Source organism: Paenibacillus canaveralius, from assembly GCF_047238265.1.
In the GTDB taxonomy this organism is placed as follows: Bacteria; Bacillota; Bacilli; order Paenibacillales; family NBRC-103111; genus Paenibacillus_F.
Window position 1 is genome coordinate 4,065,558 of the sequence record NZ_JBDFMM010000001.1, and the last position, 14,260, is coordinate 4,079,817.

Consider the following 14,260-nt stretch of genomic DNA (forward strand, 5'->3'; position numbering starts at 1 on the left):
ACATACAGGTAACCGCCGCATGAATGCGCCGCTCGTGCACAATCCGCTTCGTTAGCACTCAACCTTAACGAGTGCTAATTCCTATTACAAAAATAACAGACCTTTCGGCCTGTTGTCAAGTTCAATCCAACTCCCGGAGTACCGCAATCTCGTCGCAGCAGTACTGTTTTTTGCAATGGATGCAGTCGGTCCACACTTTTTCCGGAAAGATATGTTTCGGCACGATTCTAAAGCCGTTTTTCTGAAAAAATTTCACCTCGTACGTGAGGGCCATCACCTTCGTAATATTCAGACGGCGCGCCTCCTCCAGCAGGAAATCCACCAGTCTGGTTCCGACTCCCTGGCCTTTGTAATCCTCGGAAACGCCCAGCGAGCGGATTTCCACCAGATTCTCCCCCAGTCTCGTAAGGGACCCGCAGCCGATCAGCGCGTCTTCATCTACCGCCACGACAAAGGTATCCAAATGCCGCGAGACCATCTCGCGGTCCCGGGGAAGCATAATCCCCTGGCGTGCATATCCTTGTATAATATGTACGAGTTCTTCTATATCGTCTTCCGTTGCTCTGCGGCAAGCCACTGTCATCTCGCATCCCACCATTCGCCTGCTGAAAATGTATGAAAAAACCGGAGAAAAACAAAAAAAGCCATTTGTGCGATATTTACACGCAAACGTATATTGAATAAATATACATCAGCATGCATAATCGCACAAGTGGCTTTTTGTAAAATTTTGAATGGAGCCTTGCCGCTTTAAATAAGGGGCATTCCCGTGCCTGGGACGCGCCCTCGCTTACCTATTCGAGGAACGAAGCAAATACGTCGTTGCCGAACAAAATTCCTTGTTCCGACAAACGGATCTTGTTTCCGGCACGTTCCAGAAGCCCGCGTTGGATCAGACTGTCCAGAATTCCGCCGAACTTCTCCTCCATCGGAATACCGAATTGCGCTTTAAAATCGTCTCCGCTGATTCCTTCCAGGAGGCGCAGGCCGACCATCATGAAGTCCTCCATCGCCTCCTGCTGCGTGACGGGGAATCTTTCCAAATGCGGAAGGCCTTCCTTCGTGCGGTCAATGTACGGCTGAACTCCTTTGACATTGACGTGGCGATGTCCTTCGGCATAGCCGTGAGCACCCGCTCCAAGGCCGTAATAAGGCCGGTTGCGCCAGTAGGTCGTGTTATGCCGGCTTTCGTAACCGGGACGCGCGAAATTGCTGATTTCGTACTGGCCATAGCCCGCTTCTTTCAACCGGCGCATAATGAGCAGATACATGTCCAGCTCGTCATCCTCGCTCGGAAGCGGGAGCTGGTTTTTGTGATACATGGTGTGGAAAAGGGTATTTTCCTCCACTTTCAGACTGTAGATCGAATAATGCTTGAGATCGAGGGCAAGCGCTTCGTTCAGCGTTTTCTCCATAATCTCCGGCGTCTGGTTGGGCAGCCCGAACATCAGGTCGATCGACATGTTGTCGAAGCCCACTTTTGCCGCATTTTCCAGGCTCCGGTAAACGTCGTCCGTATTATGAATACGACCGATCGTCTCCAGCAGGCCGTTGTCGAACGACTGGACACCGAACGAAATCCGGTTGACGCCGCCCTCTTTCATCGCCGCCAGCTTTTCGAGGTCCGTTGTTCCGGGGTTGGCTTCCATCGAAAATTCAAGATCCCCGTGCTGATCCGGGAAATAAGTTTTCACCAGTTTCAGAAAATGCGCCATCTGATCCGGCAGCAGCACCGTCGGCGTGCCTCCGCCCACGAAGATCGTCGCGATCTTGCCGGGCGGCTGCGCCTGCACCGTACGTTCCATCTCACGCTCTAGAGCATCGAGATAGTCCATGACGGGTTGCCCTTTAAGGACGTAGGAGTTGAAATCGCAGTAAAAGCATTTGTTCGTGCAAAAAGGAATATGGATATAAACCGCCTCGGGAGCGGTATAACGTGTGTTCATTGCGGGTAGTTCCTTTCCAGAAAGGGTCGGCCTTACGGCCATTCCTTCATTGTACTATGAAAAGCGGAAAAGATCGAAGGCAATAAAAATAGGAGCACGCGGCTCCTATTTCTCGGTCGTTCCTTGTAATTAGTTGTCGTCGATACGGAGTACCGCCATAAACGCTTCCTGCGGCACTTCCACGCTGCCGACCTGCTTCATCCGCTTCTTGCCTTCCTTCTGCTTCTCGAGCAGTTTCCGTTTCCGCGAGATGTCGCCGCCGTAACATTTGGCCAGAACGTTCTTCCGCATCGCCTTGACGGTTTCGCGTGAAATGATTTTCTGTCCGATTGCGGCTTGAATCGGCACTTCGAACATTTGCCGCGGGATAAGCTCTTTGAGCTTCTCGCAAATAATGCGGCCCCGGTTGTAGGCGCCGTCCCGGTGAACGATGAAGGACAAGGCATCCACCTGCTCGCCGTTCAGCATAATGTCCATTTTGACCAGGTTGGATTTCTTGTACCCGGAAATTTCATAATCGAACGAAGCGTAGCCCTTCGTCCGGGATTTCAGCAGATCGAAGAAGTCGTACACGATTTCCGCAAGCGGAATGTCGTAAGACAGCGTCACCCGGTTCGTGTCCAGGTACTCCATGTTGATGAACTCGCCGCGCTTGCCTTGGCAGAGCTCCATGATCGCGCCGACAAAGTCGTTCGGCACGATGACCGACGCCTTCACGTAAGGCTCCTCAACGAAGTCGATCCGCTGCGGATCCGGGTAGTTCGACGGGTTGTCGATTTCGATGATCTCGCCGTTCGTCATCGTGATGCGGTAAATAACGCTTGGCGCCGTCGTAATAAGCGGAATGTTGAATTCGCGCTCGATGCGTTCCTGGATGATCTCCATATGGAGAAGGCCCAGGAATCCGCAGCGGAAACCGAAGCCGAGTGCGGAGGAAGTCTCCGGCTCGTACGTGAGCGACGCGTCGTTAAGCTCCAGCTTCTCGAGCGCTTCACGCAGATCGTTGTAATCCGATGTTTCGATCGGGTACAGCCCGCAGAATACCATCGGATTGATTTTGCGGTAGCCGGGCAGCGGTTCCGCCGCGGGTTTAACGGCGTTCGTGATCGTATCCCCGACGCGGGTGTCGCCGACGTTCTTGATCCCGGCCACGACAAAGCCGACATCGCCGACGTTCAGCTCGTCCACGATAGACATGCGCGGCTTGAAGGCGCCGACTTCGATCACGTCGAATACTTTGCCCGTCGCCATGAACTTGATTTTCGTGCCGGCCTTGATAGCGCCGTCCACGACACGCACGTACACGATAACGCCTTTGTACGGGTCGTAATGCGAATCGAAGATGAGCGCTTTAAGCGGCTCGTCCGGGTCGCCCTGCGGTGCGGGTACCTTCTGGCACACCTGCTCCAAAATCTCCTTGATGCCGATGCCGGCTTTGGCCGAGGCCAGAACCGCTTCGCTCGCATCCAGTCCGATCACGTCTTCCACTTCCTGCTTGACGCGTTCCGGATCGGCACTCGGCAGGTCGATCTTGTTGATGACCGGGAGAATCTCCAGATTGTTGTCCAGAGCCAGATATACGTTGGCCAGCGTCTGGGCTTCAATCCCCTGGGCCGCGTCCACGACGAGCAGCGCGCCTTCGCAGGCCGCCATACTCCGCGAAACCTCGTACGTAAAGTCGACGTGTCCGGGAGTATCGATCAGGTTCAGGATATATTCCTGACCGTCATCGGCCTTATAGTTCAGGCGCACGGCCTGAAGCTTGATGGTGATACCGCGTTCCCGCTCAAGGTCCATCTGGTCGAGTACCTGTTCCTGCATTTCACGGGACGAAAGCGCCCCTGTAAATTCAAGAATGCGGTCCGCGAGCGTAGATTTACCGTGATCAATATGTGCGATAATCGAAAAGTTTCGAATTTGCTTTTGTCTTTGCCGAATGTCAGTCATGCCTAACCCCCACACAGTTACATACAGTACCTTTTATTATATCAGTCCGGCGGGGCTGCGGCAATGCTAAACCGTTATGGGTCGTTTTACCTTATTTGACGACCCATTCGAACATCGAAACCACGCCGTCCATTCCGCTTTGAGCGGTCATTTGCAGCAGATCTCCCAGCTTGTTGCCGAGGTGGTTCATCGACCCGGCTTCAAGCGGATCTCCCGTCCCGAGCGGACGGGGGGACGGTTTCGGCGGCGCCGGCGTTTCGGCGGCCCGGTTCGCGCCTTCGGCTGCCCGGGCCTTACCGGCCGCCGCATCGGGGCCTGCCGCCGGAACCGGCTGGGCAGCCTCCGACGGCGCACCGCTTGGCACGGCAGGCTGCCGCTCTGCGCTCCGGCCTCCTCCGGTCCGGATGGAAGTCTCCTCCGGCAGGGAACCGGTCGCGGCGGGACCGCTCCCGCCCGTTTGCGCCGCCCCTCCGGAGACGCTTCCCGGCCCTTCGATGCGGTTCATGCCGCGCGAGGCAAGGTCCACCCCGAACATCGTGCAGAAGCAAAGAATAATTCCGTATACGAACAGCTTCCAGTACCAGCGCGGCATTTAGGGTCCCTCCGGTTCGTTAGTTGAATTCGCTTCTTTGAATCTCCCGTCGTCCGTTCCGCTTCCAGCTTTAACCCGTAAGCGGCTTACGACTTTTTGCCTTCCGCGGGCGCCGTTACTTTCTCCGCATCGAGAATCACTTCCGACACCGCTTTTGCCAGCAACTCCACCGTCCGGTAGCACTCCTCCAAAGAGTTGTAAGGGCCGCCCACTTCTATCAGCACGCTGTTCGGCGAGAAGTTCTGGTTATAGACGCCGTTTACTTCGTGCCCCGTTTTCGCGTGAATGCCCTTGGATACGCCCGGCGCCTTCGCTTCCAACGCATCGTGGATTTTACCCGCGAAAGCTTCGTTTTCTTTCCACTTCGGGTTGTCTCCCCCCAGGATAAAATACACCTGCGCGTAATCTTTGCCGTTCAGCGTAACCGTCGTCCGCTTGCGCTCCTGGGAATCCCGGTGGATGTCAAAGAAAAACTTCAGGTCCGGGTGCGCGTTCGCGGCGGCTTCGAGCGTCTGGAGAGAATATTTATAAGAATAAGCATATTTGAAATCTTTAATGGTGTTCGGGTAAATGGCATCCGAATGGACGGCCCCGACCCCTTCTTTCTCCAGCGCTTCCGCCAGCTTCTTGCCGACCATGATGATATTCGTTTTGGCGTCGTAGGCTTTATCCGGATCGGTAACGCCTTTGAGCTCGGGCAGGAACGATTCGTTGCTGTGAGACTGATAAATGAAGGCGATATTCCGCCCGGGCCCTTTGGGCTTCTGGTCCGCAGGCGCCTGGCTCGGCGCCGGAGACGGGGCCGGAGTCGCTTCCGGGACTGCGCCGCCCGTTGTCCCGTTCACCGCTCCTTCCGCGGGTGTGTATTCGACCGGACCGCTCCCATCGCCGTCTTTGCCCGCGCGCAGCACGGTGCTCTTGTCCGCTTTCAGGCCGGGCACCTCCTGGGCAATGAGGCTTTTCGGATCGCCGGGGTTCACATCGGTCAGAAACCGTACGGCAAAGCTCATCATATTTTGCTGGGAAAAAGTAAACTTACGGGTATCATTTCTCAAATGAGGAACTTCCAGACCGAGCATGTCGAGAAAAAACTGATTGGAGACCGAAGCCGCCAGCCCTTTCATAGACGATACGGGAGAGGTAGACAGCCTTGACTGCAGGATGCTCCCGACTCCAAGCAGAATAAACAGGCAGAGAGTAAACAAACTGAGCGATATCGTGGTCTTCCCGATGACTCCGGCGGTCTGGAACGTGTGGCGGATTTTGCTGAGATTGAAGGTGACGGCATTCCTTTTCATGAGAGTTCCTCCTAGCGAATGGGCTTGAACATGTCCGGATTCAGGCGGCTCGCGCCTCACGGCGGCGAATCTATCTACTCCCAATCTATGAACACCGCTCTATCGATAGAACTCTCAGTAAAAAAATCTCCGGCCGCCGCCCTGCCGGGCCGATCAAACGGGCGCCGCTTTGAAGTCGAACGGGAGCCTGAGAGCCTGGGAGCCGCCCGGCAACGCGCAAAAAAAACCGGTTCCTTGAGGAACCGGCCTGTCAGCCACGCCGCTTAATGCGTATAGGCGGCCACGTTAGCCGAATCTACCGCCTCGTGCAGAGACGCATTCAGCCCCGAAGCGATGATATTCGCGATATCTTCGATAAATTCGTCAATTTCCTTCGGGGTGACGAGCAGATCGTGCCCCAGCGGATTCAGCACCTCGCGGACAAGCGACAAACGTTCCTGCTCCGGCAGATCGTCCAGCATTCCGAGTATTTCATGCGTGTTGGACGTCTGGGTGCGGAAATGGTGCTGCATCATGTCTATGCACGAATTCACGATCGTGGATGCGTATACGACCGTCGGCACGCCGATTGCGATGACCGGCACGCCAAGTGTCTCCAGCGTTAGGCCGCGGCGTTTGTTGCCGATCCCCGAACCGGGGTTGATGCCCGTGTCGGCGATCTGAATCGTCGTATTCACCCTCTCCAGCGCGCGCGAAGCAAGAGCATCCACGGCGATAACGAGATCGGGCTTCGACTTCTCGACAATTCCCTCGACGATTTCGCTGCTCTCAATGCCCGTCGTGCCCAGCACGCCCGGAGCAACCGCGCTGACGGGACGGTAGCCGGGGCTGACCTGACCCGGCATCAATTCGAAATAGTGCCGCGTCACGAGGATATTTTCGACTACGAGCGGACCGAGCGCATCGGGCGTCACATTCCAGTTGCCGAGCCCGACAATGAGCACCTTGGAGTCTTTGCCGACTCCCGCTTTCTGCAAATACTGCTCGAACACCTGGGCGAACTTTGTAGCTACGCGGTCCTGGAGCTGCGTATCTTTTTTTCTCAAATCGGGCACTTCGATCGTCATATACTGCCCCGGCATTTTGCCGATGGCCTGCGCCCCTTCATCGTTCAGCACCTGAATCTGGGTAATGCGCATGCCGTTCTCTTCCCATATATCCGAAACCACCCCCGGAATTTCGGGGCTTTTTCTCGCTTCCGACGCCAGTTCTCTCGCCTCAAGCGCAAGATCGGTCCGGACCGTATACGCGCTAAGATCTGCCAAAAAGATCTCCTCCTGTCCATCATGAATGATCCTAGTTTGCGGACAGCCACCCTAATTTATACGGAGTTTATACCGCTAAACGTTCCCGGAAAACGGGTTCGGAAAGCTCCCTGACAGGTATTGATTTTTAAAAGTCAGCGTGGTAGAATACTTAGAGTTGTCAACAATCATGGAAAACGTTCGATTGTGTACCTGAAGTAGGAGGTGAATGTCAATGCCAAACATCAAATCCGCGATCAAAAGAGTGAAAGTAAGTGAAAAACGTCGCCTGCGCAACGCTTCCGAGAAGTCCGCTCTTCGTACAGCTGTTAAAGCTTTCGAAACAACGGTTGCCAGCAATAACGTAGATTCCGCTAAAGAAGCTCTGATCAACGCTACCAAAAAATTGGACAAAGCAGCTTCTAAAGGATTAATCCATAAAAATGCAGCTAGCCGCAAGAAGTCCCGTTTAGCGAAGAAGCTTAACGCTCTTTCCGCACAAGGCTAATAAGCAGGACCTACACATAGGTGATAAAAAAGACCGGAGCCCCTGGCTCCGGTCTTTTTTTGTACATATCGCTAAGCAGTCGGGCCGGCAAAGCGGTTGACCACCGTCATGTGACGCCGGGCACCGCGCCGGGATCTTCGCGCGGTGCCCGGCGTATCCTATGCCGCCTCGCCATGCAGATCCGGCTCTTCGCAAGGGCCGGCGTTATTTGCCTGACCGGCCGTACAAAACAAACGTCCTCAACGCCCGGCCCGGGAAGCGGATCCGGATTGCGGCCCCGCCTGGGCAGCAGGCCTCCCGCTGCCATTCTTCGGCCCGGTTATGCACCGCTGAAAACCCCGTTTCCCGGAAGGCTTTAAGCCGCCAGACCGAGAAGAAAGAGTTCAAGGCCGAGCACCTTGTCGATGCCGCCGGTTTTCATTTTAAAATCAAGATCCGCCAGCTGCGATACGATCCGGCTCAGCTTCGCGATATCATAAGCCCGGGCTTGTCCTTCCGCCACCTTGACGGCGTACGGATGCAGACCGAGCTGGCCCGCGATCTGCTGGTGCGAGTAGCTCTGCTTGGACAGTTCCTTGACCTGGAGCATGATCCGGAACTGGCGGGCCATCAGCATCACGATCTTGATCGGCTCTTCTTTCTGCTTGAGAAGTTCCTCCAGAAGCGCAAATGCCCGGTCCAGGCGCAGCTGAACCACCTGCTCGATCAGAATGAATACATTCTGCTCCGTACTGCGGACGACGAGAGAATCGACCAGCTCGGGGGTCGCCGTCCCTCCACGCCCGACGTTGAGGGAGAGCTTCTCGATCTCCGCGGCCAGCGACTGAAGATGCCCGCCCGTGTACAGCACGAGCTGGTCCGCGACTCCGTCCGCCAGATCGAAAGATTCCTTTTTCGCCTGGCGCCGTACCCAGCTTTGCAGTTCTTCGGCCGTCAGCGGCAGGCAGGGCACGAGCGCATTTTTTTCCTTGAGCTGCTTCACCAGCTTTTTCCGCTCGTCCAGCTTGTCCACGGGAACCGTAAAAACAAGGACGGTAAAATCGACGGGAGCCCCTAAATACTCGGTTAAACGATCCAACTGGTGGTCGACCTTCCCGCTGTCGCGGCTGCCTGTTAGAAACTGGGCATTTCCGGCTATAATCAGTTTGCGGGGCACCATAAACGGCAGCGTCTCGGCGTCGGCAATGACGTTCTGCACCGGCACCTCATTCAAATCGTATTTGCTAACGGCAAAATCCACATGCTCGGGTTCAATCATTTTATCGGTAAGTTTCTTGATAAACTGTTCAATTAAATAAGACTCGCTTCCGTAGCTGACATAGACCGGAGCGAATCGTTCTTCCTCTATGCTTTTCATCGCTTGTTTGTAATCCATTCGTTCGTTCCCCTCCGGTTAAATCCCTGTTCCCTATCTTACCAATGACAAAGGGATTACGTCAAAACGGAATCTCACCGTCTTGCCGTAATCCCTTTGCCCGAGCAGAAAGAGAATACGCTGCCACCGCACGTTGCCCATGCGAGCAGCATCTATTTAAACACCGGAAAAGAGCTCTAGAAACTCTTGACCGAGTGACAGTAAACCCGCGTTTTCTCCTGTCGTTCTCCTCAGTTTTGCGGTGACTTTTCATCAACCGATTGTTAATACAGCATACGCGCCAACCCGCCGAATGTGCGTGTCAGACACAAAAAGAAGCATGCCTTATTTGGCACGCTCCTGTTTCGTTTTTAAGGAGACGACATATTCCTGCTTCGTGCTGCCGCTGCTTACTTCGTAGACGAGCTCGTCGTTGCCGTTCCAGCCGACAAGCCGCAGCGTATCGGTTTCTTTCCACTGCTTGGCGGATACGTATACGGAACTGCCGTCCGTTTTGACAATCGTAAGCTTGCGATCTTCAATCTTCGCGTTCAGCTTGCCGTCGGGAGAAGTCTCCGTCGGTTCCTGCGGCAGTGAACGTGCTGTGGGTATCTTTCTTCTCCGGATCGGTCGTGGCGATCTTGCCGCCCGTCTCTCCGTCTGCCGATCCCGAAGTACCGCCGCTTGTATCGCCCGGTCCGGGGGATACTCCGCCGGCTGCGGGAGGATTGCCGGTACCGCCGGCTCCCTTGCTTTCGTTCGAAGAAGCATCGGACTGTTTATCCGGCTGCGGAGTAGAAGCCGTTCCCGGCTGTTCCTTGCGGGAACCTTCCTCTTTCGGAGAATCCGAACCCGGTTTCTGCTGCTGCCCTGAATCGGTTCCCTTGCCTGTATCTCCGGCCGATGCGGAACGGTCCGTCTGGTTCCCTTCGCCGTTCGAATCCGCCTGCGGTTTGCCGGCGCTTTTGGAATCTCCCGGTGACTGGGACGCGGGCGGCTGCGTCGGTGTACCGCCGCCCTGCTGGAGCGATCCATTCGCATCCGCTGTAGTTGTCGGCTGTACCGATTTTGCCACCGGCTCCGTATTCTCCGTCTTAGCTCCGGTTAAGGCCGAAAACATGCCCGCCGGACCCGATTGAGCCGGCCGGTCCATGTTGAACGCGAAAAATCCGAGTACAAAGCCGGCAGCCACTACGCCGCTGACTGTTTTCCAGGAAACATGCGCAGCGATGCGGCGAGTCCAAGGAAGCTGTTCCGGGGGACGCGGGGAACGGCCGACTGCGCGAGACAGACCTGCAGCTTCTTCGCGATGGTTGGACTTTTCTTCATCCAGCCGCTCAAGCTGCGGAAGAATTGAATCGACGATGCTGAACGGCGGCATGACTTTCGGAAGGTTTTCCAATTCCTTGGACAGCATGCGCAGCCGCTGCAGCATCGTGCCGCATTCCGAACACTGCTGAACATGCTGGTTGAGACGCTGCCGCTCCAGATCGTTCAAATCTCCGTCGAGATCTCTCTGCATCAGCTCTTTCACCTCTCTGCAATTCATCCCCGAACACCTCCTTTCTGATATTCATGAAGTAACCCTTGCAGCTGCTGCCTCGCCCGAAAAAGATAGGATTTAACCGTATTCAGCGGAAGCCCCAGGCAATCCGCAATCTCGTGATAGGAGAAATCCTGCAAATACCGCAAAACAACGACCGATCGGTGATGCTCGGGCAGTTTCTCGATAGCCTCTTGAATATCCTGCGCCAAGTAACCGATCATCACTTCGTCCTCAACGTCCTTGGGGGTGGTGAACGTAAGTTCGTGTTCTTCGATGGATACGGTCGGCTTCGTCTTGCGGAATTTGTCGATGCAAATATTGGTCACAATACGCTGAACCCACGTTTTAAAAAGAGCTTTCTCTTCATAAGACTGGATTTTCGTATAAATACGAATAAGCGCTTCTTGCGAGGCATCGAGGGCATCCTGCTCATTACCCAGCAGGTAATAAGCCGTGCGGTAGACATGGGTTTCAATTTGTCTTAATAAGGTAACTAGCGCTTCCCGGTCACCCGATTGTGCCGCTTTTACCATTTCGGGCGCTACCACAAGAATCCCCCTCTCTTGCAACTATACAGACGCATCTATGTTCACGAATGTTGCAACTTATCATCAAATTTAGGACTTTCATTCTACTAGAATATCAAAAATTTTTCCGGAGGTACACTTTTGGCGGAGATAATTAACAAAACGGGGAAAGTACGCGTAATAAGCGAACAATTCCCAGCTCCGAAGGAGCGGTCCGGATTCACACCCCGTCTCTTAACAATAGCACAAGAATGTTGCTAAAATGTTTCTTTTGGCTGAAAACAACCAGAAAATCGACTCCAGTCCGGAAGAAACATCCTGTGCACATAATCGTTCTGCCGCCGGGGCCGGCGGTGATGGCTCATGAGAACTTCAAACTTCCGTCAGAACGGTCCGTTAGCCACTGGAACGGAAGAATTTACGGATAGCATCGAACGCACGTAAATCTTCCCCCCTTTTACAAGAAGCCGGATCTCACCCAGTAAATCCGTCCGGAGAACCCGGATATCGTTTCTTTCCAGTCTGGCGACCACGTCCGGCGAAGGATGCCGGTACATATTTTTAACCCCTGCGGAAATTAGAGCGGTACGGGGCTTCCAATAGCCGAGCCAGTCGCTTCCGGTAGACGTTTTGCTGCCGTGGTGGGCCACTTTGAGAACATCGATCCCTGCAGGCGCCGAGGATCCGTTTTCCGTGCGGTCCGGTTCATCTATGCCGCTGCCAGACTGCGGAGACTTCGTTTCATGCATTTTTCCCGCGAAGTTCCCGGTCTGCAAAAGCTCCAAGACGCGGCGCTCCGCTTTAACATCCATATCCCCGGTAAAAAGCCACCTCGTCCCGTCCATTTCCAGCAGAAAAACGACGGAAACGCCGTTTTGCTCGTTTTCCAGCACAATGGGGCTGCCGGCGGAACCGGAAGCATCGCTTGCGGGCGGGGCTTCCGTCTTTCCTTCCGCCCGCCGAGCGGGAAAGGCGGATGTTCCAGACTCGGATGCGTCCGGGGACGAGCTTGTACCCGCAGAAAATGTGACTTCTCCAGGGCCCGATATGTCCGCAGGCGAGTCCGTTCCGGCGGAAAGCGGCGCGTTCACCGGCTGCGGGGCAAGAAAATCGAGCCGTGTCCGGCTGTCCATCCGGAGTGTTTTTCCGTAAGCGGCGGAAATAAGCGGTATTTTCTTATCCACAACGGTACGAAACAGTTTTTCCACTTGAGGGCCGGACTTGTAAGTGCCGTTGAAAATAAACGTCTCCACCGGAAAGTCCTCCAAAACAGCCTGGAGCCCTCCGCTGTGGTCGGCGTCTTCATGAGTCAGGATAACGGCATCCAGCTTGTGGACCCCTCTTTTTTTCAGCAGGGGAACCAGCGTTTTCCTTCCGACCTCATAAGGGTCCCTGCGCAGCTTCCATTCCTCTCCGGGCTTGCGGAAAGTTACGGTCCCGCCTCCGTCTACCAGGATGTATTTACGGGCCGGGGTCCGGATGAGGATACTGTCTCCCTGCCCCACGTCGATCATATCCACATAAGCCTCCGAGCTCCAGCGGTCCGGCGTGTACCCGTAGTAAAGGAGTCCGATCCAGCAAAAACCGAGCGTAATAACAGCTGCGGGAGATGTACTGAGCCTGTATAACCCGCCTTGACCGGAAGCGGGCACATCGAGCCGGGGCCCTTCCTCCGCTTCTTGAACACGGCGGTTAAGAACCAGACGTTCGAGTACGAGGCAAATACCGGCAAGCAGGAGATAATAGGCGGCAATCCAGAAAAACGAGGGGGACGGCCATAGGGTCCGGAATCCCTCCCACCGGTCCAGCCACTCTACGACACGGAAAACGAAGCTTGTCCCGGTTTCGGTTATCCAAGCTCCCAAACGGCCGAGCGGAACATACAAAAGTCCGAGAAAAGTGGCGATTAAACCCGCGGGGAAAATAAGCAGACTGAAGACCGGCACGAGTGCAGCGTTTGCCAGCCAGGAAAGCAGCGAAAATTGATTGAAATAATAAATAGAGACGGGAAATGAGACAAGCTGGGACACGAGGGTGATGGCGGCGGTATTCCGGAGCATGCCGTTCTTAAGGGGCAAAAGGGCGGTAACGCGGGGAACGCCCACGATCAAGCCGATCGTCACCAGAAAAGAAAGCTGAAAGCTGACATCCAGCAAATAATAGGGATTCCAAATCAGAAGCCCAAGCCCGACCAGACAAGCGATCTGCAAAATATCTTTGATCCGGTTTTTACGGACCGCAAGCAGGCCGATCATGGTCATAAGACCCGCCCTTACGATAGACGGGGAAGCTCCGGTCAGAAGAATGTAGAGGGGAAGGAGAAAGACGGCAACGAGCAGATACGTCTCCTTGGGCAGACCGAGCCTTTTCAGCACCCAGATCAGAACGCCCAGAAAAACAGCCACGTTCAGTCCCGAAATCGCGAGAATATGAGTCAGTCCGAGATTGGAAAATTGACCGTAGCGGTCCGGGTCCATATCATCGGTTAATCCGATAAGCATACTTTTCATAAAGCCCGCCTGCTCCGGCGTAAAAATCCGGTCGATGCGGCTTCCCAGATAGCCGCGGAGGGCATCCGTCGTCCGCAGAAGGCGGTCGGCCGCCAGCCGCGGACTTGCGAAAACGGCGGATAAGGACGCCGGCGGGCCGTGCTGCACCTGCTGGGCGCCTTTGACGACCAGCAGCCAGTGTTTGCCCTGCTGGCGCAAGTAGCGGCGGTAGTCGAATCCGCCGAAGTTCCGCGCGGCAGCGGGCTCCTGCAGCTCGCCACGCATGGCGAGCCGGTCTCCCCGCCGCCAGGATGCGGCGGCGGTCTGCTCCGCCGGACTCAGCAGGCGCAGGGACACCTGCACCCGCTCCTCCGGCGGAGCCCCTCCGGCAGCGGACGTACCGCTGCCGCCGCTTTCCCCGAGCTGCGAAACGCGCAGCTCGAAGGAAGCTCTGTCGCCGTCTACGGCGACAGGAGAGGCCAGCGTGCCCGCCACGCTCACCTGGCTGCCGCTGGCGGCAGCCGCGGATGCGGCGGGCAGAGCGGTGCTGTTACGCCGGTCCGTATCGGCGTAATAGCAGCAGGCTGCGGCGGCGACGAGCGCCGCAGCGATCCACCGGCGCTTCGGCAGGCGAAGCGCCATGACGCCGGCGGCCGCGGCGGCGAAAGCCGCGCCGCTCCAAAGCGTCATCCACGGTTTGGAGGCGTAGATGGCCGCAGCATAGCCGATAACCCACAAAACCGACAGACCTGTTATATCATTGCGGTTTAAACGCATGTCGTATCCCCCTGCATTCGATATTCGTTTGC

11 protein-coding genes are annotated in these 14,260 nt (G+C 55.6%); 1 reads left to right on the plus strand and 10 read right to left on the minus strand.

The window, feature by feature from the left end; translation table 11 throughout:
* Positions 1-121: 121 nt before the first annotated feature.
* The 6 genes from ABC395_RS18340 to gpr all read right to left on the minus strand — a co-directional run bounded on the left by ABC395_RS18340 (position 122) and on the right by gpr (position 7,048).
* Positions 122-583: an N-acetyltransferase gene (locus tag ABC395_RS18340; protein WP_413005275.1), complete on the minus strand. Its 462-nt coding sequence runs from the start codon at positions 581-583 to the stop codon at positions 122-124.
* Between the two features lie 211 nt (positions 584-794).
* On the minus strand, positions 795-1,946 hold the full coding sequence (gene hemW, locus ABC395_RS18345; RefSeq protein WP_413005277.1) for a radical SAM family heme chaperone HemW: 1,152 nt from the start codon (positions 1,944-1,946) through the stop codon (positions 795-797).
* A gap of 129 nt (positions 1,947-2,075) precedes the next feature.
* Positions 2,076-3,893, minus strand: a complete 1,818-nt coding sequence (gene lepA, locus ABC395_RS18350) for a translation elongation factor 4 (RefSeq protein WP_413005279.1) — start codon at positions 3,891-3,893, stop codon at positions 2,076-2,078.
* 91 nt (positions 3,894-3,984) lie between these two features.
* A complete protein-coding gene (locus ABC395_RS18355; RefSeq protein WP_413005281.1) occupies positions 3,985-4,485 on the minus strand; it encodes a hypothetical protein in 501 nt (166 codons plus the stop codon).
* A gap of 86 nt (positions 4,486-4,571) precedes the next feature.
* Positions 4,572-5,783: a stage II sporulation protein P gene (gene spoIIP / locus ABC395_RS18360; RefSeq protein ID WP_413005283.1), complete on the minus strand. Its 1,212-nt coding sequence runs from the start codon at positions 5,781-5,783 to the stop codon at positions 4,572-4,574.
* Between the two features lie 263 nt (positions 5,784-6,046).
* Positions 6,047-7,048, minus strand: coding sequence for a GPR endopeptidase (gpr, locus tag ABC395_RS18365; RefSeq protein ID WP_413005285.1), 1,002 nt, complete (start codon positions 7,046-7,048; stop codon positions 6,047-6,049).
* Positions 7,049-7,262: 214 nt separating this feature from the next.
* Here gpr and rpsT point away from each other — a divergent pair, with 214 nt between their 5' ends.
* The gene (gene rpsT / locus ABC395_RS18370; RefSeq protein WP_009675361.1) at positions 7,263-7,535 is read left to right on the plus strand and encodes a 30S ribosomal protein S20; all 273 of its coding nucleotides are present in this window, start codon (positions 7,263-7,265) and stop codon (positions 7,533-7,535) included.
* A gap of 355 nt (positions 7,536-7,890) precedes the next feature.
* Here rpsT and holA read toward each other — a convergent pair whose 3' ends face one another.
* The 4 genes from holA to ABC395_RS18390 all read right to left on the minus strand — a co-directional run bounded on the left by holA (position 7,891) and on the right by ABC395_RS18390 (position 14,228).
* Positions 7,891-8,910 carry a DNA polymerase III subunit delta gene (gene holA, locus ABC395_RS18375; protein WP_413005287.1) on the minus strand — a complete coding sequence of 340 codons (1,020 nt, stop codon included), beginning with the start codon at positions 8,908-8,910 and terminating at the stop codon, positions 7,891-7,893.
* Between the two features lie 517 nt (positions 8,911-9,427).
* Positions 9,428-10,438: an anti-sigma factor family protein gene (locus ABC395_RS18380; RefSeq protein WP_413005289.1), complete on the minus strand. Its 1,011-nt coding sequence runs from the start codon at positions 10,436-10,438 to the stop codon at positions 9,428-9,430.
* Entirely contained in the window at positions 10,435-10,968 is a 534-nt protein-coding gene (locus ABC395_RS18385) for an RNA polymerase sigma factor (RefSeq protein ID WP_254634720.1), read from the minus strand. The genes ABC395_RS18380 and ABC395_RS18385 overlap by 4 nt, the downstream gene beginning before the upstream one ends.
* Positions 10,969-11,345: 377 nt before the next feature.
* Entirely contained in the window at positions 11,346-14,228 is a 2,883-nt protein-coding gene (locus ABC395_RS18390) for a ComEC/Rec2 family competence protein (RefSeq protein ID WP_413005291.1), read from the minus strand.
* Positions 14,229-14,260 lie beyond the last annotated feature (32 nt).

Excerpts from the sequence above, each read along its gene's own strand:
- lepA (WP_413005279.1), bottom strand. The coding sequence starts at position 3,893 with ATGACTGACATTCGGCAAAGACAAAAGCAAATTCGAAACTTTTCGATT.
- holA (WP_413005287.1), bottom strand. The coding sequence starts at position 8,910 with ATGGATTACAAACAAGCGATGAAAAGCATAGAGGAAGAACGATTCGCT.
- ABC395_RS18390 (WP_413005291.1), bottom strand. The coding sequence starts at position 14,228 with ATGCGTTTAAACCGCAATGATATAACAGGTCTGTCGGTTTTGTGGGTT.
- rpsT (WP_009675361.1), top strand. The coding sequence starts at position 7,263 with ATGCCAAACATCAAATCCGCGATCAAAAGAGTGAAAGTAAGTGAAAAA.
- ABC395_RS18380 (WP_413005289.1), bottom strand. The coding sequence starts at position 10,438 with ATGAATTGCAGAGAGGTGAAAGAGCTGATGCAGAGAGATCTCGACGGA.
- ABC395_RS18385 (WP_254634720.1), bottom strand. The coding sequence starts at position 10,968 with ATGGTAAAAGCGGCACAATCGGGTGACCGGGAAGCGCTAGTTACCTTA.
- ABC395_RS18355 (WP_413005281.1), bottom strand. The coding sequence starts at position 4,485 with ATGCCGCGCTGGTACTGGAAGCTGTTCGTATACGGAATTATTCTTTGC.
- ABC395_RS18340 (WP_413005275.1), bottom strand. The coding sequence starts at position 583 with ATGACAGTGGCTTGCCGCAGAGCAACGGAAGACGATATAGAAGAACTC.
- spoIIP (WP_413005283.1), bottom strand. The coding sequence starts at position 5,783 with ATGAAAAGGAATGCCGTCACCTTCAATCTCAGCAAAATCCGCCACACG.
- hemW (WP_413005277.1), bottom strand. The coding sequence starts at position 1,946 with ATGAACACACGTTATACCGCTCCCGAGGCGGTTTATATCCATATTCCT.